The sequence below is a fragment of the Bradyrhizobium embrapense genome, from assembly GCF_001189235.2.
Taxonomy (GTDB): domain Bacteria; phylum Pseudomonadota; class Alphaproteobacteria; order Rhizobiales; family Xanthobacteraceae; genus Bradyrhizobium; species Bradyrhizobium embrapense.
Genome location: NZ_LFIP02000011.1, coordinates 122,928 through 143,050, shown reverse-complemented (window position 1 = coordinate 143,050; position 20,123 = coordinate 122,928). Strand labels below are relative to the sequence as shown.

Here is a 20,123-nt window from a genome sequence, read left to right as displayed (position 1 = left end):
CCCGATCACATCGCCGGGAATTTCTGCGGTCCCGGATAGAGCGGATAGCCGGCGGCGACGCCATACTCGCTGATGCCAAATCCGGTCTCGGTGCCGCTCTCGAGCCGGACGACATGGTCCGATAGCGTGCGCGCGACAGCGCGCGTCGCCGCGTCGTCGAGGTTCCAGATGTCGTGCGCGGCATGGTTCTCGCCGCGGTCGTCGCCATGGGTCCAGCCTTGCAGGCCGCCATACATGCCGGCCTTCAGATAAAATCGGGTCGGTAGCCCGTGCATCCTGACGCGGCGCGGCTCGCCGCGATCGAAGCTGAAAGTGAAGTCGGCCGCCGTGATGGTCTGGCCGAGCGGATCGTCGGCCCATTCGATCCTGTGCTCGACCGAAGTCACCTCGCGATGCGAAACCGATCCGTCAGCTTCGCGGCGGAACTCGGTGCCCGAGAGATAATGCGGCTTGCCCGGCGTACGCTCCTTGATGAAGATCGATAGCGCCGACGTCTCGAACTGGAACATCGACCAGGTCCAGAAGAAATTGCGATGGGTCGCAACCGGCGGCGTGGTCTCGTCGGTGCGCATCTCCGAGCGCAGGCCCCAGGAGCGGTCGCGCTGTCCCCACCATAGTTCCGGCTCGATGTCGTAGCGCTTGCCGTCGGCGACGATCCAGCCGCGCCAGCGGCCGAATTGCGAGACGCGCGCGAGGTCCTCCTCGACGACGCCGTTGCGCTCGCGAAAATTTTGCTTCTCTTGTGCCGCAGGAAAGCTTGCCTTGAACTCGAGCTCAAAGCTGATTCCGGACGGATTGTCGGCGAGCGAGACCCTGTGCAGGCTGTTGCCCTCGACGATCTCGATCCTGAGTCCGCCGACTTCCGTCTCCAGTGGACGTGTCCCGAGCCGGCGCGTGGCACGGAAATTGTGCTGGCGGCGGCCGATCGTGATGCCGGCAAACCCGTCCATCACGTTGCGATTCGGGTAATAGCCGAGCCCGATGTCGATCAGCAGCTCGCGGCCGTCGATCGGATGTGCGGTGTACCAGTAGCGTTCGGTGAACCTGACATCGCCGCCGCCTGCCTTGGCAAACGGCTGCGGAGTCTGATGGCCGATGAGATCGTCCTGGGCTGTCAGCATTGTTCTTGTCCTTGTGTTTGAGCCGGCTCGGTCAGTCGGATGGGCGGAGCGGGATCAGTCCTTGGCCGGGCCCGCGCCCACGATGTCGCCGAACAGCACCCAGGTCTTGCCGTCGAAGCGGGCGAAGCGGCGCTCGGTGATCGCGGCGTAATCCTGCGGCGTGGTCTGGATCGTGATGCCCGGAAGCAGCATCGGCAGCTCGATGCCGCTGAGGTTGGTGGCCTGCTTCAGCACGTTCTCCCGCGTGAGATTGTCGCCGCAGCGCTGCAGGATGATGGCGCCGAGCTGGGCCGTCGTGTAGCCGGTCACCGCGATCACGTCGTTCGGGTCCATTCCCGGCATGTATTTGGCGGCGAAGGCGAGATAGTCGGTCATGCCCTCGTCGTTGGTCCAGGCTGGATCGTTCGGCGTCTTGTAGGATGTCGTGGTCAGGATTCCGCTCGAGGCCTCGATGCCCGCCGGCACCAGCACGCCCGCAATCGAATTGGCGGTAGAGCCGAGGAAGATCAGCGGCTTCCAGCCGAGCTCATGGATCTTGCGGATCGCCATCGAGGCGAATTTGTTCTGAGCGGCGATCAGGATGGTGTCGGCGCCGGATGCCTTCAGATTCACGATCTGCGAGTCGATCGTGGGCTCGGTCGACTGATACATCGCCTCCTTGACGATCATGGTGTCGGCTTTCGTACCCAGCCCTTCCTTCAAGCCAAGCACAAAATCCTTGCCGATGTCGTCGGCCTGCAGCAACACGCCGATCTTGGCGTCGGGCTTCTCGCGCAGCACGTAGCGGGCAATGATCCGGGATTCGTTGACGTAGGTCGGCGAGTAGGGCGTCGTCCAGGGAAACTGCTTCGGGTCGTTCCAGCGGGTGCCGCCGCTCTGCACGAGCAGTTGCGGGACGCCGTTGCTGTTGAGATATTTCTGGATCGCGGCGTTGGTCGGCGTGCCGAACGGCGCCATGATCGCGAGCACCTTGTCGTTCTCGACCAGCGCGCGCGTGACCTCCACGGTCTTGGGCGGGCTGTAGGCGTCATCGCGGATCACGAAATTGATGTGGCGGCCGTTGATGCCGCCCTTTTCGTTCAGCATCGTGAAATAGGCGAGCATGGTCTTCGGGAAGCTCGCATAGATCGACGCCGGTCCGCTGTAGGGCGCGTTGGCGCCGAGCAATATTTCGGTGTCGCTGACCCCGGGACCATAGGCCTTCTGGGCGTTCGCTGTTCCGAGCGCGCCGGTGAGCGCGAACGCCCACACGGCAAGCGTTGTGATTGGCTTCCGCATCTTCCCCTCCCATGACGCCCTCTTTTGCGGGGCTCGTTGATCCCTGCGGCGGTGCCCTCAAGGGCTTTACCCGTCGCGTCGGCCATGCAATAATAGACCGTCTGTCCGGATTATCAACTGGAGAATCTCCGGGCGGCAAATCGGCTTCACGCATGACGGAAACATCCGCAGGTGTGCGCGGCCGGATGGCGGTTGAGGAGGAAACATGAAGCTGACGCAGGCGCTTATCTCGGCGGTGCAGTTGCGCAAGGATTCACCGGGCACCATCCATGCCGGACGGTCGCGAAGCTGGAAGGAGATCGGACAACGCGTCGCCTGCGCCGCGGGCGGGTTGCGGCGGCTCGGCATCGAGGCAGGCGATCGCGTCGCGATCCTTGCGCACAACAGCGATCTCTATATCGAAGCGCTCTATGCCATCGCTTGGGCGGGCGCGGTCGCGGTGCCGCTCAATACGCGTTGGGCGGTCGCCGAGAATGCTTACGCGATCGACGATTCCACGCCAAAACTGCTGCTGGTCGACAAGGCCTTTGCCGAGATCGCATCGGGCCTGCGCGGCGCGAAATCACTCACCGCGATGGTCTATCTGGACGAGGGACGGGTCCCCGAAGGGATGCAGGGCTATGACGAACTCGTCGCGCATGCGCCGATCGAGGATGCATCCGGCGCCTACAACGATCTCGCAGGCATCTTCTACACCGGCGGCACCACCGGCTTTCCCAAGGGCGTGATGCTTTCGCATGCCAACATCATCTATGAATCGCTGGTCTGGATCTATGCGCTCCGGTTCCGCGAGGACACGCGGTATCTACATTCGGCCGGGATGTTTCATCTGGCCGGCACCTCGCCGATGATCGCGCTCACGCTGGTGGGCGGCACCCACGTCACGATCCCGAAATTCGAGCCCGAGCTCGCGATGAAGACGATTGCCGAGCATAAGGTCGATTACTGCCTGTTCGTGCCGACCATGCTCAACATGATGCTCAATCATCCGTCGTTCGGCACGTATGACCTGAGCAGCGTCAGGGATTGCGAGTATGGCGCCTCGCCGATGCCGGATGCGCTGCTGGTCAAGCTGATGCGCGTTCTGCCGAGCTGGCGCTTCCACCAGGGCTACGGCATGACCGAGAGCGCGGCGCTGGCGACCATCTTGCCGTGGGAATACCACGCGCTGGAGGGACCGCTGGCGAGCAAGCGCAAATCAGCCGGGCGCGCGGCGCCTGGTGTCGAAATCCGCATCATCGACCCCGCGGGCAACGAAGTGCCGCGCGGCACGGTCGGCGAGATCGCGATCCGCGGCGCCGGCGTGATGCTCGGCTACTGGCGCAAGCCCGAGGAGAGCGCACGCGTGCTGCGCAATGGCTGGCTGCACACCGGCGACGGCGCCTGGATGGACGAGGACGGCTTCGTCTACATCGTCGATCGCCTCAAGGACATGATCGTCTCCGGCGGCGAGAACGTATATTCGGGAGAAGTGGAGAACGCGATCTTCCAGCACGAGCACGTCAAGGAATGCGCTGTCATTGCGGTACCAGATCCGCAATGGGGCGAGGCAGTGCACGCGATCGTCGTGCCGAAGGACGGCGCGCAGCTCGATTCCGACATGGTGATCGCGCATTGCCGCACCCTGATCGCGGGCTACAAGTGCCCACGCTCGGTCGACATCCGTCTCGAACCGCTGCCGCTGACCGGTTCCGGCAAGATCATGAAGTCGGCGCTGCGCCAGGAGAAGTGGCAGGGCTATGCGAGGTCGGTCAATTGATGCAGGACGTTGCGAAACGACCCGATGATGTGTCGGCCGCGCCGGAGCTTGTTCGTCCGGTCGCGGTCAATGACAACGTGGTGCAAACGGCGCTCGCACAGCATCTGTCGCGGATCTCCGGGAGCCGGACGGAGATCACGAGCTTTGGCCGCAAATCATCCGGCTTCTCGTGGATCACCTATGCTTTCGTGGCGCGTTCTGCGGCCGACGGGGATCGCAAACTGATCCTGCGCGTCGGTCCGCCGAACGGGCTGTTTGCACCTTACTCCGTGCTGCCGCAAGTCCATGCATTGCAGTCGCTGGCCGGCAGCGGCGTGCCGGTTCCGGCGTTGGTGTCGTCAGAACAGCACGGCGCCGAGATCGGCTTTCCCTTCTTCATCTGCACCCATGTCGAGGGCGAGGTTCCCGCGCCATGGGCGGCGAGCGAGTTCGATCCGGACCGCAAGCGTGCGATCGCCCGGCAATTCGTCGAGATCCTGGCATCGCTGCACCGGATCGATAAGGGCACAACGCCATTTGCATCGATGCAACTGGGCGGAGAACGCGCCGAAGTCCGCGCGATCGCCGGCTGGCGCGCTTCGCTGGCGCGTCCGACCGCGCGCTATTATCCGCTGCTCGATTGGGGCGGGCGCTGGCTTGAGAACAACTGCCCGCAGCCGCCATGCCGCACCATCGTGCATGGCGACTACCGGATCGGTAACTTCATCGAGCGCAACGGGCGGATCACCGCCATCCTCGATTGGGAGCTCGCGCACCTCGGCGATCCCCATGAGGATCTGGCCTGGGCGATGATGCCGACCTTCAATGCCGGGAGCCGGAGGCTCTATGGCGTGCTCGAGCGCGCCGAGGTGATTGATCTCTATCAGCGCGCCTCAGGCATTGCGGTGTCGGACAAGAGTCTCGCCTTCTACGAGGCCTACGCGCTGTATCAGGCGGCGGCGATCCAGATGTGCGCGGTGCGCGCCTTCGAGGTCGATCGCTTCAACGACATGCGGCTTGCCGTGATGGCAAGCCAGATGCCCTCGATCGTGCGGGCCTTCGAACGCGCATTGGAAGCCGCGGCATGAGTGCATCCTTCGAACGGCTGATCGACGGCATCGTCGATGCCCTGCAAAGCCATGTCGTGCCGAACAGCCGTGACGATTTCGTCCGTGGCCAGGTGTTTTCGGCGATCTATGCGCTGAACGGCCTGAAGCTCGCAGCCGATTGGAAGGCTGGACCGCTGCTTGAGCAGGTGCGTCTGCAGGACGATACTTTTGCTGCGGTCAAACGATTGGCTGACGGCATGGCGCATCCGGAGCTTCCGGCGACGCCGCGCATCGGGGGCGATCTGCTGGACGTCGCCGCGATCGAGGCGATGCGGGACGATGGCGACCGGCAACTGGGACAGCTTCTGCTCTGGGCGAGCGGCGAGGGCGCGCGTGCGGCCAATCGCGATGTCGCGGGGATCGAGCGGCTGCTGCGCCGGGCGATCTGCGACCAGCTCAAGATCGAGCTTGCGACGACGCCGAAGTCGATGCTGGAGCAAATCGCAGGCGGTGATAGCGGCGCGGCGCAGGGCTGAGATGGTTGCGTCGCCAACTACCGGTGATTGCATCGTTGCGCACTGTTCCGGCGATCGGCGCTGGGTTCGCAAAGAAGCTTGCCCGCTCGTCGCGCCCGTGCTATTCATTGACCGAACGGTCGTTCGGATTATTATTGGCGGCCGGTGAAAGCATCCGCGCAAGCGGCCGGCGAGGGAGACGGAGCGATGAATATTATGACCGGCGTCTCGCCATGGGAGCGGCTGATCCGACCCGACCGGGTGCACGGATCGCTCTACACCGATCCGGAGATCTTCGAGGCCGAGCTCAAGAACATCTGGTACCGGACCTGGGTCTATGTCGGGCACGAGAGCGAGGTGCCCAACGCCAACGACTACGTCGTCAAGTCGATCGGCCCGCAATCCGTGATCATGACGCGCGACGAGCAGGGCAAGGTCAATCTGCTGCTCAACCGCTGCTCGCATCGCGGCAACCAGGTCTGCTCTTTCGAGCGCGGCAATGCGCGCTCCTTCACCTGTCCGTTCCATTCCTGGACCTTCGCCAATGACGGCCGCCTGGTCGGCTATGCCTTCCCGGACGGCTACGAGGGGCAGGACAAGGCGCAGCTGGCGCTCGGGCGAGTGACGCGCGTCGAGTCCTATCGCGGCTTCGTGTTCGGCTCGTTCGCGGCCGATGGCCCGACCCTGAGGGAACATCTCGGCGGCGCCGCCGAGACTATCGATCGCCTGGTACGATCGTCGCCGGAGGGCGAGGTCGAGATCACCGCGGGCTTCCTCAAGCACCGCGTCAAGGCGAACTGGAAGTTCATCCTGGAGAACGAGTGCGACGGCTATCACCCGGCCTTCGTGCACACCTCGATCTTCGGTGTCGCCGACAGCATGATCGGCAAGCTCTATGGCGGCGCCTCGACCGCGCTGACCCGAGACTACGGCAACGGCCATACCGAGATCGATCTGCGGCCCGAGTTCCGCAAGCGCGACGCGCCGATGAGCTGGTTCGGCACCAGCGAGGAGCGGTTGCCGGACTATACAGCGCGGATGAAGGCCGCCTATGGCGATACCGCGGCGCGCGAGATCATGATCGACGGCACGCCGCATGTGATGATCTTCCCGAACCTGTTCATCGCCGAGATCCAGATGTTCGTGATCCAGCCGCTCGGCGTCGACGACAGCGTGCAGCATGTCACCGCACTGCAGTTCAAGGGCGCGCCCGACCTGAACCGGAGGCTGCGCCAGCAGACCATGGGCTCGGTCGGCCCGGCCGGCTTCCTGCTGGCAGATGATTCCGAAATGTACGAGCGCTGCCATCGCGGCGTGCTGGCGCGCAATCCGGAATGGATCTTCCTTGGCCGCGGCGAGAAGCGCCAGCGGCAGGACGAGCTCGGCTTCACGGTCGGCCACGTCACCGACGAGGTGCCGTCGCGCGGCATCTGGACCCATTATCGCAAGCTGATGGAGCCGGCCTGATGTTGTCGCGCGAGAGCAGCGCCACGTTGATGTGCGCCGTCACCGCCTTCCTCTATCGCGAGGCGCGATTGCAGGACGAGCATCAATACGAGGCCTGGGAGAGGCTCTGGACCGACGACGGGATCTATTGGGTGCCGGCCAATGGCGCCGACATCGATCCGGAGCGGCAGATGTCGATTATCTACGACAACCGTTCGCGGATCGCGCTGCGCGTTCGGCAATTGATGACCGGCAAGCACTTCACCCAGACGCCGCAGTCGAACCTGCGCCGGCTGGTCTCTAACATCGAGCTGATGGACGAGCAGCCGGACGATGGCGATATCGCGGTAGCCAGCAACAGCCTGATCTTCGAATCGAGTCTGCGCGACGACACGCTGTGGGCGGCGCGCAACGAATACCGGCTGCGCCATGTCGACGGGGAATTGCGGATGGCCAGCAAGAAGGTCATCCTCGTCAACAACGACAAGGCGATCTACACGCTGTCATTCCTGGTTTAGGGAAGGTCTCGCCATGATCGACAAGGGTCCCGTCCTGCTCGACATCACCGACGGCATCGCGCGGCTGCGGCTCAACCGGCCTGACGCGGCCAACGGCATGAGCGCCGAGCTCCTGAGCGCGCTGTGCGACGCCATCATGGTCTGTCACGGCCATCCGGATCTTCGCGTCGTGCTGCTGAGCGGCGAGGGCACGAACTTTTGTGCCGGCGGCGATGTCCGCGCCTTTGCCTCCAAGGGCGAGAAGCTGCCGGACTATATCCGCCAGGCCACCGCGTACCTTCAGAATGCAGTGACCGGATTGCTGCGGCTGGAGGCGCCAGTGATCGCCTCGGTGCAGGGCTTTGCGGCTGGGGGCGGCGGCTTCGGCCTGGTCTGCGCGTCCGACATCGTGATCGCGGCGGAATCGGCAAAATTCCTCGCCGGCGCGACGCGGGTGGCGATGGCGCCGGATGCTGGCGTCTCGGTGACGTTATCGCGGTTGGTCGGCCTGCGGCGGGCGATGTCGATCCTGCTGACCAACCCGGTGATCCCGGCCGCCGAGGCGCTGCAAATGGGCATCGTCACGAAGGTCGTGCCCGATACCGAGCTTGCCGCTGCATCGCTTGCGCTGGCGCGCGAGCTTGCGGCCGGTGCACCGAAAGCGCTGGCGGCAACCAAGCGCCTGGTCTGGGCCGGCACCGGCAGCAGCATCGAGCAATGCCTGTCGGAAGAGGCGCGCACCGTCGCCGAGCTCTCGGGGATGGCCGATGCGCGCGAAGGGCTCGCCGCGGTGATCGAGCGGCGCAAGCCGGTATTCAAGGGGCGCTGACGTGGCGGCCTTGCCATTCGGACGTCTCGATGGCCGCCGCGCCTTCGTCTCCGGCGGTGCGCGCGGCATCGGTGCCGCGATCGTGCGCAGTTTTGCCGGCGCGGGCGCCATGGTCGTGATCGCCGATCTCGACGTCGCCACGGCCGCGGAACTTGCGCGGGAGACCGGCGGAGTGGCTGCCGGGCTCGATGTCAGCGATGCCACGGCCGTGCAAGCCGTGATGGCGCAGGATGGCCCGTTCGACATCGTCGTCAACAATGCCGGCATCGATCAGCATGCCTTCTTCACCGACACGTCAGCAGAGGACTGGACGCGCCTGATCGCGGTCAATCTCACCTCGGTGCTGGCCTGCACCCACGCGGCGCTGCCGGCGATGCAGGCGGCGCGGTTCGGCCGCATCATCAATGTCACCTCGGAGGCGGCCCGGCTCGGCTCGAAGGGCGGCGCGGTCTATTCCGCGGCCAAGGGCGGCGTGATCTCCTTCACCCGGAGCATCGCGCGCGAGAATGCGCGCTTTCGCATCACCGCGAACGCAATCGCGCCGGGGCCGATCCGCACGCCGATGCTGGAACAGGCCGTCGCAAAGGGCGGCGACAAGATCCTGCAGGCGATGACCGGCGCGACGCTGCTCGGACGGCTCGGCGAGCCGGAGGAGGTTGCGGCCGCCGCGCTGTTCCTGGCGTCCGACCAGGCCGCCTATGTCACCGGCGAGACGCTCGGCGTGTCCGGCGGCATGGGCATCGGCGGCTGAGATGGCGAGCGCGGGCGACGATATCGCAATCGATCCGGTCGAACGCGCGATCGAGCGCTTGCGTGCGATCTATCGCAGCTGGACCCGCGACACCACCGTCGCGCAGATGCGTAGCGACTGGGATGCGGCCTTCGACGGCTGCTCGGTGCCGGTGATGTGCCAGCCGGTCTCCGCCGGCGGCGTCGACGGCGAATGGCTCGTCCCGTCGGGCGCACCGCACGACAAGGCGATCCTCTATGTTCACGGCGGCGGTTTCCGCATCGGTTCGGTCGCCTCGCATCGCGACCTGGCCGCGCGAATTGCCGATGCGTCCGGCTGCCGTGTGCTTTCGATCAATTATCGCCTGGCGCCGGAGCACCGGTTTCCGGCGGCGCTCGATGACGTACTGGCTGCCTACCACTATCTGCGCCGCCAAGGGCTGCGTCCTGCCGATATCGTCTTCGCCGGCGACTCCGCCGGCGGCAATCTTGTGCTCGCTACGATGCTCGCGGCGAGGGATCGCCGCCTGCCGCTCCCCGCTGCCGGCGCGCTGATGTCGCCCTGGACCGATCTCACCGCGAGCGGCGCAAGCTACGAGAGCCGGGCTGAGGCCGATCCGATCCATCAGCGCGCGATGATTCTGGCGCTGGCGAGGAACTATCTCGGCAAGGACGGCGATCCCCGTAATCCATTGGCTTCGCCGCTCTATGCCGATCTCACTCGTCTGCCACCGCTCCTTGTTCAGGTTGGCGACCGCGAAACCGTGCGCGACGATTCGGTTGACCTTGCCGCGCGGGCCAGGGCCGCAGGCTGTGAAGTCGAACTCCAGGTCTGGGACGGCATGATTCACGTGTTCCAGATGTTCCCCGAGATTCCGCACGCGCGCGAGGCGATCGCATCCCTTGCAGCTTTTCTGCGCAGCCATCTTCACATCAGCTACGAGAGGGCACCACAATGAACGTCATGACCTCTGATCCGTGCCAGCTCGTTGAGACCGAATTCCATTTCCCGGAGCCGCCCAATCTGCCCGAGGAACTGCGTATGCTGCGCGAGCAGGTCCGCCGCTTCGTCGAGAAGGAGGTGGTGCCGCATGCCGAGGCGTGGGAGCGCGACGGCAAGATCCCGCGCGAGATTTATCGCCGCATGGGTGCGCTCGGTTTCCTCGGCATGCGCCATGCGACGGAGTATGGCGGCACCGATATGGGACCGTTGGCCTCGATGGTGTTCGCCGAGGAGCTCGGGCGCTCGAGCTTCGGCGGCTTCACCTCGTCGATCCTTGTTCATACCGACATGTCCGCGGTGCACATCAGCCTGCGCGGCACGCCGGAACAGAAGCAGAGATATCTGCCCGCGATCATCCGCGGCGAGACGGTCTGCTCGATCGCCGTGACCGAGCCCGACGCCGGCTCGGATGTTGCCGGCCTCAAGACGCGCGCGCGGCGCGAGGGCGATCATTGGGTGATCAACGGCGCCAAGATGTTCATCACCAACGCGGTCTATGGCGACATCCTGATCGTCGCCGCGCGTACCGATCCGCATGCCAAGGGCAGCCGCGGCATCTCGCTGTTCATCCTCGAGCGCAACACGCCGGGCATCACGGCAACCAAGCTCGACAAGCATGGCTGGCTCTGCTCGGACACCGCGGAGCTCGGCTTCCAGGACGTGCGCGTGCCGGCGGAAAACCTGCTCGGCGAGGAGAACAAGGGTTTCTATGGCATCATGGAGACGTTCCAGAACGAGCGCATCTGCATCGGCGGCATCTGCGCAGGCGAGTCGGCCAAGGCGATCGAGCTGACGACGAACTATGTGAAGACGCGGCAGGCATTCGGCGGCCCGCTCTGGAACCAGCAGGGCGTGCGGCTGAAGCTCGCCCAGCTCGCCGCGAAGGCGGCAGCGGCGCGGGCGCTCGCCTATCAGGCCGCCGAGCTCGCGGCGGCCGGGAAGGATTGTCTTCGCGAAGTGTCGATGGTGAAGGCGCTGTCGCCTGAGGTGCTGCACGAGGTCGTGCATGGCTGCCTGCAATTGCACGGCGGCTCAGGCTTCATGCGCGGCACGCCGATCGAGCGCATGGCGCGCGACGCGCGGGTCCTGACGATCGGCGGCGGCGCCACCGAGGTGATGCTGGAGGAAGTCGCCAAGCGGATGTGAGCGGTTGACCTACGGCGTCGTCGACCTGCCCTGCCCAACAGTCCTTGGCGCAATCCCCGGCTTCAGCCGCCAATCCTCGCCGAAATCAGCGAGCGGATGGAAGAACAGCGGCTCGGTGCTCTCGATTTGCCGCAGCCGCTCGGCGTAGTCGTCGAGGTAGCGATGTCGCCTCGCCTCGTCGACGAAGTTCACCGAATACGACACGAAGGGCGGCAGCACCTTGCAGCCGGCATAGGCCAGGGTGCCATTCTGGATCGGCCACAGCACCACGTCGAGCGCGCCGACCAGCCCGTCGGGTGCGCACATTCCAGGATAGGCGGCGGTTGAGGTCACGACCATGGCGCGGCGGCCGGCGAGGCCGCCGGTGTCGTAACGGCGGCCGGCGCCATAGACCGCGCCATTGACGAACACGCGGTCGATCCAGCCCTTCATGATGGCGGGAACCGAGAACCACCATAGCGGAAACTGCAGGATTAGCATGTCGCACCACAGCAGCTTCTCGATCTCGGCGGCGATGTCGCCGCTGAGCGATTCCTTTTGCAGATTGTATTTCTGCTCGCGGTCATATTGCAGCCGGTCAGGGAACCGCCGCTCGCCAAAGTCTTCGGCGGTCGCCACCGGGTTGAAGCGCATGGCATAGAGATCGGAGATCCTGACCGTATGCCCGAGTGCGCTCAGCTCCGCCACCGACCGCGCCAGCAGTGCGGCGTTGAACGACTGCGCCTCCTGATGGGCAAAGACGATCAGGACCTTCATGGTTCTAGTTCACCGGCTTGAAGCTGAGCGTCGCCGTGTCGGCCTGCATGATCTGCAGCTTCTGGTTGGAGAAGCGGACGCCGGGTCCGAAGCTGATCGGCGCCATCACGCCGGTCTCGACATTCCTGGTCTTCTCCAGCTCGGAGATGGTGCAGGCCCAGGTCGGTTGCTTGCCACAGCGCTCGATCGCCGCGATCAGGACTCTGGCGGCAGCATAGCCGGTCATGGTGTAGCGGTTGATGCCCTTGAACTCGGCCTCCGACACCAGCGGCTTGGCCTTCTCGAGGAACGCCTTGCCGGCGGCGCCCGCGAACGGTTCGACATAGTCGACCGCGTAGATGCCGTCGCCGGCCGGGCCCATCAGCTTCAGCACCGGTTCGACGCGGCCGGGCCAGAAGATGCCGGTCACCGGCTTGATGCCGAGCTTCTCGATCTCCTTCATCATCGCGATGTTCTCGGCGATGATGCCGCCGGCCAGGAACACCTCGGCGCCTGACTCCTTGAGCTGCAGCATGTCGGACGAAAAATCCTGTTGGCCCTTCTTGTAGTTGCCGCTGTAGACGACATTCAGCTTCTTGGCCTTGACCACCGAATCGAAGCCGTCGTGCACGGCCACACCGTAATCGTCATCCTGGGTGATCAGTCCCCACTTCTTGCCTGGATTCTTGTCAGCGAGGAAGTTGACGAGATCGACGATGCCTTCTTCGTAGGATTGGCCGACCACGAACACGTTCTTGCGCGGCGGCTCCCACAGTGGCTTGACGGGCCCGACGTCGATGACCGTCGGAATGCCCGACTTCTCCAGCAGCGGCATCACCGCGATCGATTGGCCGGAGCCGGAGATGCCGATCATTGCAAATGCCTTGTCGACGTCGATCACCTTCTTGACGCCTTGGATGGTGCGCGCGGTGACGTAGCCGTCGTCTTCCAGCACATACTTGATCTTGCGGCCGTTGATCCCGCCGGCGGCGTTAGCTTCTGCGATCGCGATCTTGTGGCCGATCGAGGCCGCGACGCCGAGCAACGCGGGCGGCCCGGTCAGGGGCTCGACGTCGCCGATCAGGATCTCGGTGTCGGTGATCCCGGGATCGGCGGCGGCAGCAGGGCCGATGGCAAGACAGGCCGTGGATAGCAGCAGCGCGGCTGCCGCCAGATGTCTGATCATTGTCTCCTCCTCATGGTGTTACGTGTTTTTTTGGTTAGTAGCGCAGCGGCCAGTGCACCCAGGCCCGCTTGATGTCGTGCCAGGCGCCGACCAGTCCGCGGGGCTGGAAGCGCAGGAACAGGATGATGACGAGGCCGTAGAGCATGCTCTTCAGCTCCTGCGCCCCGGTCGTGAAGGTCGCGTCCATCTGGGCGCTGAACAGGCTGAAGGCGACCCGTGTCGCCTCCGGCAGCAGCACGATCAGGATGGTGCCGAGCACGGCGCCGAGCGCCGAGCCGAGGCCGCCGACGATCAGGATCGCCAGCGCCTCGATCGAGAGCAGGAACGGAAAGCCTTCGACGCTGACGAAGGACAGATAGATGCCGTAGAGCGCGCCGGCGATGCCGGTGATGAAGGCCGAGGTAACGAAGGCGTACAGCTTGTAGGCGTGCAGGTTGATTCCCATCACGCGGGCCGCGGTGTCGTTGTCGCGGATCGCGACGAAGGCGCGACCGACCCGGCTGCGGCGGATGTTGAGGGTGGCGAACAGCGTGAGCGCCGCGACGACCAGGCAGAGATAGGTAAAAGCCGCGTCGCTGTCGAAGCTGATGCCGAGGATCTCCGGCCGCTGCACCTGAATGCCCCGGGCGCCGTTGGTCAGCCAGCGCATCTCGAGGATCACGGTGTTGATGATGAACGAGAAGGCGAGCGTGGTGATGGCGAGATAGAGCCCCTTGAGCCGCAGCGATGGCGCGCCGACGATCAGGCTCGCCAGCGCCGGCACCACGCCGGCGCCGAGGAAGCCGACCAGTGGTGGCATGTGGTACTTCGAGACCAGCACCGCGTAGGCATAGGCGCCGGTGACGAGGAAGCCGACATGGCCGAGCGAAATGAGGCCGGTGTAGCCGGTCAGGATGTTGAGCCCGAGCGCGCCGGTCGTCGTGATCAGGATGATCATCAGGAACGACAACGCGTAAGAGTTCAGTAGATAGGGCGCTGCGATCAGTGCCAGCAGCAGCACGGCCGACCAGAGCCACACTGGCGGAGAGTCGATCAGCGCGACGAGTTCGCCATAGGTTTGCTTGTAATCACCGGTCCGCATCACACCCTCTCGATGTCGCGCTCGCCGAAAATGCCGAACGGGCGGACCATCAGGACGACGATGATCATGGCGAAGCCCGCCACCTCCTTCATTCCGGAGCTGAGATAACCACCGGCGAGGCTTTCGGTGATGCCGATCAGGAGGCCGCCGAGGCCGGAGCCGAGCACGGCATCGAGCCCGCCGAGGATCGTGGCCGGAAACGCCTTCAGCCCGAGCTGGAACATCGCTGGCGACAGGTCATAGGACAGCGCGAAGAACACGCCGCCGATGCCGGCGATCACCGACGACGCCGCCCAGGCCAGCGCATGGACCTTTGTGGCGCTGATGCCCATCAACAGCGCGGTGCGATCGTCGGACGCGACCGCGCGCATCGCGACGCCGACCTTGCTGTAGCGGAAGAACGCCCAGATCGCAGCAAGCAGCGCCAGCAGCGTGACGATGACGGCGATTTGCCCGGTGCGCAGCCCGATGCCGCCGAGGTGGACGATGCCGCGGCCCATGCCGATGTCGAGTGCGTGCGGATAGGCGTCCCAGACGAAATTGATCGCCGAGCGCAGGATCACAGCAAGCCCGATCGTGACCATCACGGTCGCGAACACCGGCTCGCCCAGCATCGGCCGCATCACCAGCCGCTCGATGACGAGGCCGAGGACGACCGCAGCCAGGATCGCGCCGATTGCGACGATGAAAACATTGCCGCTGACCGTGGTCGAGATCGTCCAGGCGATATAGGCCGTGATCATGGTCATCTCGCCCTGCGCGAAATTGACCAGCCCGGTCGACTTGTAGATCACCGCAAAGCCCATCGCGATCAGGCCGTAGATCGCGCCGATCGCGAGTCCGGAGATCAGCAGCTGGATGAGATACTGCATTCAACCCTCCGCCTGGTAGATGATGGCAAGCTCGCGCGCGAACTTCTTCTCGATCATGGCGCGGCGCACCTTCTGTGTGGCGGTGAGCTCGCCATCGTCATGGTCAAGCTCCTTCTCGAGGATGGCGAAGCGCCGGATGTTCTCGACCCGGGCGAAGCGCTTGTTGGTCTCGCCCACGATGCGCTCGACCAGCTCGTGCACTTCAGGCAGCTGCGACAGCGACTTGTAGTTGGTGTAGGCCAGCGCCCGATCGCGGGCCCAGCGGCCGACATTCTCGTAGTCGACCTGGACGATGGCGCCGAGATACTTCTTGGCCTCGCCGACCACGATCGCTTCCTTGATGAATTCGGAATCCTTCAGCGCGTTTTCGATCTCGGACGGGGCGATGTTCTTGCCGCCGGCGGTGATGATGATAGCCTTCTTGCGGTCGACCACGGCGATCTCGCCGTTGTCGAGGATGTCGATGATGTCGCCGGTGCGCAGCCAGCCGCCTTGTTCCAGCGAGGCTGTCGACGCCTTCTCGTCGAGGAAGTACCCTTTGAAGACGCCGGGGTTGCGCAGCAGAATTTCGCCGTCGGCCTCGCACTTCCACTCGGTCTGCGGCAGCGGCACGCCGCAGCCGCCGATCCTATGGTGGCTCTCGGTTTGGATGAAGGCGACGCCGCCGCTTTCGGTGAGGCCATAGCCCTGCGATACCGGGCGGCCGATGATGTCGAAGAAGCGCAACGTCTCCGGCGAGATCGAAGCGCCGGCGCACAGCCGGTGCCGGCTATAAGCAAAGCCGAGATGGCGCTGCAGATTACGGAACATCAGGAGATAAAGCAGCCCGTAAGCGGCACGATCGAGCATATTGGCCTTGCCGGCCTGCCGGCGATCGGACAGCGTGCGGCCCCAGGCGAGGCAGGCCTTGGTGAAGCCCTGCCGCAGCCGGCCGCTTTCGCCAAGGCGAAACAGAAAGCCCTGTTGCAGCTTCTCGTAGATGCGGGGCACGCCGACGAAGAAGGTCGGCGCGATCTCGCGGATGTTGATCGCGACCGTATCGATCGACTCGGCAAAGGACACGGTGCCGCCGAGCACCAGATGCGTCACCGTGCCGTAGCAGCGCTCGGCGACGTGGCACAGCGGCAGATAGCTGACCGCCTCGAACGGCTTGTCAGCGATCCCGACGGTCTTGGCGTAGGCATAGGCGGCGTAGACGAGATTGCGGTGGGTCAGCATCGCGCCCTTGGGCGGGCCCGTCGTGCCGGAGGTGTAGACGAGGATGCAGACATCGTCGGGCGCGCCCTGGCCGATCAGGCGGTCGAGAGTGACATTGGCCTCCGGGTTCGCCTCGGCGTAGGCCTTGCCGCGTTCGCACAGTGCGTCGAACGACATCAGTTCCGATTGCCGGTAGTGCCGCAGGCCCTTCATGTCGATGCAGACGATGGCCTCGAGGTCCGGCAGGCCGCCATTATTGGCCATCGCATCGAGCACCTTGTCGGTCTGCTCCTGATCGCCGGTAACGACGATACGGGCACCCGAGTGCTTGACTATATATTGCAGCTCGACCCAGGGATTGGTCGGATAGATGCCGACCGCGACCGCGCCGATCATTTGGGCGCCGAGATCGGCATAAAACCATTCCGGCGTGTTCTCACCGGCGATCGCGACACGGTCGCCGGACTTGATGCCGAGCGAGAGCAGGCCGAGCGCGACCGCGCGCGCGGTCTCGTAATAGTGCTGCCAGGAATAGGGATTCCAGATGCCGTAATCCTTCTCCCGCAGCGCCAGCGCATCGCCATGCATGGCGGCACGCTGCCGCAGCAATTGCGGGATGGTGATGGCGGCATCTGCAAGCGCCGTCCGCAGCGCATCGGCTCCTGCCACGGTTGCGATGCGCGGGGCGCTGGCTTGCAGCGGCGGATGGGTGGTGCGCAGGCTGTCCATCGTCGACATCAGGCGCCCGCCTTCATCGCTTCGGCGCGCTGGCCGCCGAGATAGGCGTCCGCGACGGCCGGATCGCGCCTGATTTCGTCGGGCGTGCCCTCGGCGATCTTGCGGCCGAAATTGAGCACATGGATGCGGTCGGAGATGTCCATCACGATGCGCATCTCGTGCTCGATCATCACGACGGTGATGCCGAGCTCGTCGCGGATATCGAGCACGAAGCGCGCGATGTCCTCGGTCTCCTCCTGGTTCATGCCGGAAACCATCTCGTCGAGCAGCAGCAGTTTCGGCTCGCAGGCGAGCGCGCGGGCAAGTTCGACGCGCTTCTGCTGGCCGTAAGACAGCGTGCCGACCACGGCGTCCCTGACATGCTCGATCTCGAGGAACTCGATGATGTGCTCGACGCGCTGCCGGGCCGCGATCTCCTCCTTGCGGGTGCGGCCGAAGAACACCACGGCGTCGAGTACGGTCGAGCGCAGATGGGTGTGGCGTCCGGTCAGGATGTTCTCGACCACGGTGCCGTGCTTGAACAGCGCCAGATTCTGGAAGGTGCGGCCGATCCCGACGGCGGCGAACTTCCATGGCGATATGGTCGCAAGGTCGATGCCGTCGAACCTGATGCGGCCGCCGCTCGGCCGCAGCACGCCTGAAATCATGTTGAACAGCGTGGTCTTCCCAGCGCCGTTCGGGCCGATGACGCTGCAGATCTCGCCGGGTGCGACACGCAGGCTGACATCGGCGACTGCGTGCAGGCCGCCGAAGCGTTTTGACAGGTTCTCGACTGTAAGCAGCGTCGTCACGACAGCCACCGCTTGCGGCGCTTGTAGTGCTTGACGTCGCGCAGGCTCTTACGGCCAGTGGAGGAGACGCCGAGATAGAACTCCTGGACATCCTCATTGGCGGTGAGCTTCTTTGCCGTACCGTCGAGCACGACGCGGCCGGTCTCCAGGATGTAGCCGTAGTCGGCGATGTCGAGCGCGCGCTGCGCGTTCTGTTCGACCAAGAGCACCGTCATCTTCAGCTCGTCGCGCAACCGGACGATCACCTCATAGATGCGGTCGATGATCAGCGGCGCGAGGCCGAGCGAGGGCTCGTCGAGCGCCAGCAACGCCGGATCGGTCATCAGCGCGCGGCCGATCGCGAGCATCTGCTGCTCGCCGCCGGACATATAGCCGGCGATCTGGTCGCGCCGCTCGTAGAGCCGCGGAAACAGCGCAAACACCTTGTCGCGGCGCTCGCGCGCTTCGGCGCCGGTCCTGATGTAGCCGCCCATCTGCAGGTTTTCGTCGATGGTCAGCGCGGCGAACACGCGGCGGCCCTCCGGCACCTGCACGATGCCGCGGCGGACCAGCTCGTCTGGCGCGAGTCGATGCACCTCGTCGTGGCGGAAGCGGATGCTGCCGTTCTCGATCACGCCTTCCTCGGTGTAGAGGATTCCGGACATCGCTTTCAGCAGTGTCGACTTGCCGGCACCGTTGGAGCCGAGCAGGGCGACGATGTTGCCCTCGGGCACTGCGATCGAGACATCGCGGATCGCCTCGATCGCGTTGTCGTAGACGATCCGGATGTTGCGGAATTCGAGCAAGGCATCCGGCGCCGGCACGGCGTGGGGCGCTGCCTGCGGCATCGGATGCGGGATGGTCGTCGGCATCGTGCTCAGACCCGGCCGGCTGATCGACGCGGCCGCGCGGCGAAGATCGCATCGGTCACGATCTTGGCGGTCTCGGCGCAAGCCTGGGTGCCGCCATTGCCGTATTGCTTCACCGCATCGCCGACGCACCACAGGCCTTCGATGCCGGTCTCGCGCGGCAGGTCGTAACCGGCACAGCTGCGTTGCGCCGGCCAATCGTCGCGCATCACCCGGATCGACAGGATTCTTGCCTGGTCGAAATTACCGAACTGCTCGCGAAGATCTTCGAGCGCGAGCGCGACTTCGGTATCGGCGTCGAAATCCCCGAGCGCCGGCACCGGCACGGCATATGCGACGTAGAGGTGCCAGCCGGGCGGCGCCAGTTCGGGGCAGGTCGCGGAAAGGTTCGCCATGTTGCAGAGCCGGCGCGTCTTGCCGAAGGTGACGATGCCGGGATGGTTGATCAGCGGCTCGCGGCTCGCGACGTTGATGACGATATTGGCGGCCGGGCGAAGGTCGTTCTTGACCTTCGCGATGTAATCAGCCGGAAATGCCTCGCTGCCGGCCAGCGCGACGGTGGCCTTCGGCCCCGCATTGCTGATCACGAGATCGGTGTCGATCCGCGTCTTTTCGCCGTTGCGCAGCACGGTGACGCCTTCGACGCGGCCGTTGGCGGTGTGGATCGTGGTCGCCGGCGTGCCCAGCCAGATGTCGCCATTGCGCCGGATCGCGCTCCCAAGACTGTTCCAGACGCCGATCGTGCCTTGCGGGCAGAAGCCGAACTTCTTGAAGGCGCCCTTGCTGGTGAAGTAGGTGAGGAAGGCGCGGGCCGGCAGCTCGGCGGCGTTGCAGGCGAAGATCGCCGCGCAGAGATTGCGGAACAGCGCGTGCACGGTGGCGTTGCTGGTGTAGCCCTTCAGCCAGTCCTCGGTCGATTGCCGCCCGTGGGGCAGGTTGCCGGAGCGGGCATCGGCGAATTTCTCCAGGATGCGCGAGGCTTGCTTGGTCAGCTGCCCGAGCAGCAGCGACCAGCCGCCGCGGCCGACATCGATCACCTTGCCGTCGATGAAGAACGAGCTCGCAGGCTCCGGCGCGCGGATATCGAGCTGGGCGCCGACGGTGTGGAAGGTTTCCTCGAACACGCCGCCGAACTCGATTGCGATCGCGCCAATATTGACCTTGAAGCCGTCGATCTCCTCGGTCGAGGCGCGTCCGCCGAGCCGATCCTTGTCGTCGACGACGAGGGTATGCAGCCCGCCATGGGCGAGACGCGCCGCGGCGCACAGCCCGCCGGCCCCGGCTCCGATCACGACAGCATCGACCTTCTGAGAATCCACGGGCA

19 protein-coding genes are annotated in these 20,123 nt (G+C 65.0%); 9 read left to right on the top strand and 10 right to left on the bottom strand.

Features of this window, described 5'->3' with window-relative positions; genetic code table 11:
• Nucleotides 1–5: 5 nt before the first annotated feature.
• Both AKN83_RS40765 and AKN83_RS33250 read right to left on the bottom strand, forming a co-directional pair.
• On the bottom strand, nt 6–1,121 hold the full coding sequence (locus tag AKN83_RS40765) for an Rv3169 family protein (protein ID WP_050401543.1): 1,116 nt from the start codon (nt 1,119–1,121) through the stop codon (nt 6–8).
• Nucleotides 1,122–1,175: 54 nt separating this feature from the next.
• Complete coding sequence (locus AKN83_RS33250) at nt 1,176–2,399, bottom strand: ABC transporter substrate-binding protein (RefSeq protein WP_050401542.1); 1,224 nt, start codon at nt 2,397–2,399, stop codon at nt 1,176–1,178.
• A gap of 205 nt (nt 2,400–2,604) precedes the next feature.
• Between AKN83_RS33250 and AKN83_RS33245 the strand changes: the two genes are divergently transcribed.
• The 9 genes from AKN83_RS33245 (at nt 2,605) to AKN83_RS33205 (ending at nt 11,351) form a co-directional block, all read left to right on the top strand.
• Nucleotides 2,605–4,158 carry an acyl-CoA synthetase gene (locus tag AKN83_RS33245; RefSeq protein ID WP_050401541.1) on the top strand — a complete coding sequence of 518 codons (1,554 nt, stop codon included), beginning with the start codon at nt 2,605–2,607 and terminating at the stop codon, nt 4,156–4,158.
• On the top strand, nt 4,158–5,225 hold the full coding sequence (locus AKN83_RS33240) for a phosphotransferase family protein (RefSeq protein WP_050401540.1): 1,068 nt from the start codon (nt 4,158–4,160) through the stop codon (nt 5,223–5,225). Before AKN83_RS33245 ends, AKN83_RS33240 begins: the two co-directional genes overlap by 1 nt.
• Complete coding sequence (locus AKN83_RS33235; protein WP_050401539.1) at nt 5,222–5,722, top strand: hypothetical protein; 501 nt, start codon at nt 5,222–5,224, stop codon at nt 5,720–5,722. The genes AKN83_RS33240 and AKN83_RS33235 overlap by 4 nt, the downstream gene beginning before the upstream one ends.
• 186 nt (nt 5,723–5,908) lie before the next feature.
• Nucleotides 5,909–7,168 carry an aromatic ring-hydroxylating oxygenase subunit alpha gene (locus AKN83_RS33230; protein ID WP_050401538.1) on the top strand — a complete coding sequence of 420 codons (1,260 nt, stop codon included), beginning with the start codon at nt 5,909–5,911 and terminating at the stop codon, nt 7,166–7,168.
• A complete protein-coding gene (locus AKN83_RS33225) occupies nt 7,168–7,665 on the top strand; it encodes an aromatic-ring-hydroxylating dioxygenase subunit beta (protein ID WP_050401537.1) in 498 nt (165 codons plus the stop codon). Before AKN83_RS33230 ends, AKN83_RS33225 begins: the two co-directional genes overlap by 1 nt.
• A gap of 13 nt (nt 7,666–7,678) precedes the next feature.
• Nucleotides 7,679–8,473 (top strand): enoyl-CoA hydratase/isomerase family protein, encoded by a 795-nt coding sequence (locus AKN83_RS33220; protein ID WP_050401536.1) that lies wholly within the window; start codon nt 7,679–7,681, stop codon nt 8,471–8,473.
• 1 nt (nt 8,474) lies between these two features.
• Complete coding sequence (locus tag AKN83_RS33215) at nt 8,475–9,224, top strand: SDR family NAD(P)-dependent oxidoreductase (RefSeq protein WP_050401535.1); 750 nt, start codon at nt 8,475–8,477, stop codon at nt 9,222–9,224.
• A gap of 1 nt (nt 9,225) precedes the next feature.
• Nucleotides 9,226–10,161: an alpha/beta hydrolase gene (locus tag AKN83_RS33210; RefSeq protein ID WP_050401534.1), complete on the top strand. Its 936-nt coding sequence runs from the start codon at nt 9,226–9,228 to the stop codon at nt 10,159–10,161.
• A gap of 5 nt (nt 10,162–10,166) precedes the next feature.
• Nucleotides 10,167–11,351: an acyl-CoA dehydrogenase family protein gene (locus tag AKN83_RS33205; protein WP_244522188.1), complete on the top strand. Its 1,185-nt coding sequence runs from the start codon at nt 10,167–10,169 to the stop codon at nt 11,349–11,351.
• Nucleotides 11,352–11,360: 9 nt separating this feature from the next.
• Here AKN83_RS33205 and AKN83_RS33200 read toward each other — a convergent pair whose 3' ends face one another.
• Genes AKN83_RS33200 through AKN83_RS33165 form a run of 8 tightly spaced genes read right to left on the bottom strand, consistent with a single transcriptional unit; the run spans nt 11,361 to nt 20,118 of the window.
• Entirely contained in the window at nt 11,361–12,107 is a 747-nt protein-coding gene (locus tag AKN83_RS33200) for an NAD(P)H-dependent oxidoreductase (RefSeq protein ID WP_050401533.1), read from the bottom strand.
• A gap of 4 nt (nt 12,108–12,111) precedes the next feature.
• Nucleotides 12,112–13,272, bottom strand: a complete 1,161-nt coding sequence (locus AKN83_RS33195; RefSeq protein ID WP_050401532.1) for an ABC transporter substrate-binding protein — start codon at nt 13,270–13,272, stop codon at nt 12,112–12,114.
• A gap of 34 nt (nt 13,273–13,306) precedes the next feature.
• Nucleotides 13,307–14,353 carry a branched-chain amino acid ABC transporter permease gene (locus AKN83_RS33190; protein ID WP_050401531.1) on the bottom strand — a complete coding sequence of 349 codons (1,047 nt, stop codon included), beginning with the start codon at nt 14,351–14,353 and terminating at the stop codon, nt 13,307–13,309.
• Nucleotides 14,353–15,225 (bottom strand): branched-chain amino acid ABC transporter permease, encoded by an 873-nt coding sequence (locus tag AKN83_RS33185; protein WP_050401530.1) that lies wholly within the window; start codon nt 15,223–15,225, stop codon nt 14,353–14,355. The genes AKN83_RS33190 and AKN83_RS33185 overlap by 1 nt, the downstream gene beginning before the upstream one ends.
• Nucleotides 15,226–17,160 carry an AMP-dependent synthetase/ligase gene (locus tag AKN83_RS33180; RefSeq protein ID WP_050401529.1) on the bottom strand — a complete coding sequence of 645 codons (1,935 nt, stop codon included), beginning with the start codon at nt 17,158–17,160 and terminating at the stop codon, nt 15,226–15,228.
• Nucleotides 17,160–17,951, bottom strand: coding sequence for an ABC transporter ATP-binding protein (locus AKN83_RS33175; protein ID WP_050401617.1), 792 nt, complete (start codon nt 17,949–17,951; stop codon nt 17,160–17,162). Before AKN83_RS33175 ends, AKN83_RS33180 begins: the two co-directional genes overlap by 1 nt.
• Complete coding sequence (locus AKN83_RS33170) at nt 17,948–18,802, bottom strand: ABC transporter ATP-binding protein (protein ID WP_050401528.1); 855 nt, start codon at nt 18,800–18,802, stop codon at nt 17,948–17,950. Before AKN83_RS33170 ends, AKN83_RS33175 begins: the two co-directional genes overlap by 4 nt.
• 5 nt (nt 18,803–18,807) lie before the next feature.
• Complete coding sequence (locus AKN83_RS33165; protein WP_244522187.1) at nt 18,808–20,118, bottom strand: phytoene desaturase family protein; 1,311 nt, start codon at nt 20,116–20,118, stop codon at nt 18,808–18,810.
• Nucleotides 20,119–20,123: the final 5 nt, after the last annotated feature.

What these genes read in the sequence shown, in the direction of transcription:
- AKN83_RS40765 (WP_050401543.1), bottom strand. Translation starts at nt 1,121, where the DNA reads ATGCTGACAGCCCAGGACGATCTCATCGGCCATCAGACTCCGCAGCCG.
- AKN83_RS33250 (WP_050401542.1), bottom strand. Translation starts at nt 2,399, where the DNA reads ATGCGGAAGCCAATCACAACGCTTGCCGTGTGGGCGTTCGCGCTCACC.
- AKN83_RS33245 (WP_050401541.1), top strand. Translation starts at nt 2,605, where the DNA reads ATGAAGCTGACGCAGGCGCTTATCTCGGCGGTGCAGTTGCGCAAGGAT.
- AKN83_RS33240 (WP_050401540.1), top strand. Translation starts at nt 4,158, where the DNA reads ATGCAGGACGTTGCGAAACGACCCGATGATGTGTCGGCCGCGCCGGAG.
- AKN83_RS33235 (WP_050401539.1), top strand. Translation starts at nt 5,222, where the DNA reads ATGAGTGCATCCTTCGAACGGCTGATCGACGGCATCGTCGATGCCCTG.
- AKN83_RS33230 (WP_050401538.1), top strand. Translation starts at nt 5,909, where the DNA reads ATGAATATTATGACCGGCGTCTCGCCATGGGAGCGGCTGATCCGACCC.
- AKN83_RS33225 (WP_050401537.1), top strand. Translation starts at nt 7,168, where the DNA reads ATGTTGTCGCGCGAGAGCAGCGCCACGTTGATGTGCGCCGTCACCGCC.
- AKN83_RS33220 (WP_050401536.1), top strand. Translation starts at nt 7,679, where the DNA reads ATGATCGACAAGGGTCCCGTCCTGCTCGACATCACCGACGGCATCGCG.
- AKN83_RS33210 (WP_050401534.1), top strand. Translation starts at nt 9,226, where the DNA reads ATGGCGAGCGCGGGCGACGATATCGCAATCGATCCGGTCGAACGCGCG.
- AKN83_RS33205 (WP_244522188.1), top strand. Translation starts at nt 10,167, where the DNA reads ATGACCTCTGATCCGTGCCAGCTCGTTGAGACCGAATTCCATTTCCCG.
- AKN83_RS33200 (WP_050401533.1), bottom strand. Translation starts at nt 12,107, where the DNA reads ATGAAGGTCCTGATCGTCTTTGCCCATCAGGAGGCGCAGTCGTTCAAC.
- AKN83_RS33195 (WP_050401532.1), bottom strand. Translation starts at nt 13,272, where the DNA reads ATGATCAGACATCTGGCGGCAGCCGCGCTGCTGCTATCCACGGCCTGT.
- AKN83_RS33190 (WP_050401531.1), bottom strand. Translation starts at nt 14,353, where the DNA reads ATGCGGACCGGTGATTACAAGCAAACCTATGGCGAACTCGTCGCGCTG.
- AKN83_RS33185 (WP_050401530.1), bottom strand. Translation starts at nt 15,225, where the DNA reads ATGCAGTATCTCATCCAGCTGCTGATCTCCGGACTCGCGATCGGCGCG.
- AKN83_RS33180 (WP_050401529.1), bottom strand. Translation starts at nt 17,160, where the DNA reads ATGTCGACGATGGACAGCCTGCGCACCACCCATCCGCCGCTGCAAGCC.
- AKN83_RS33170 (WP_050401528.1), bottom strand. Translation starts at nt 18,802, where the DNA reads ATGCCGACGACCATCCCGCATCCGATGCCGCAGGCAGCGCCCCACGCC.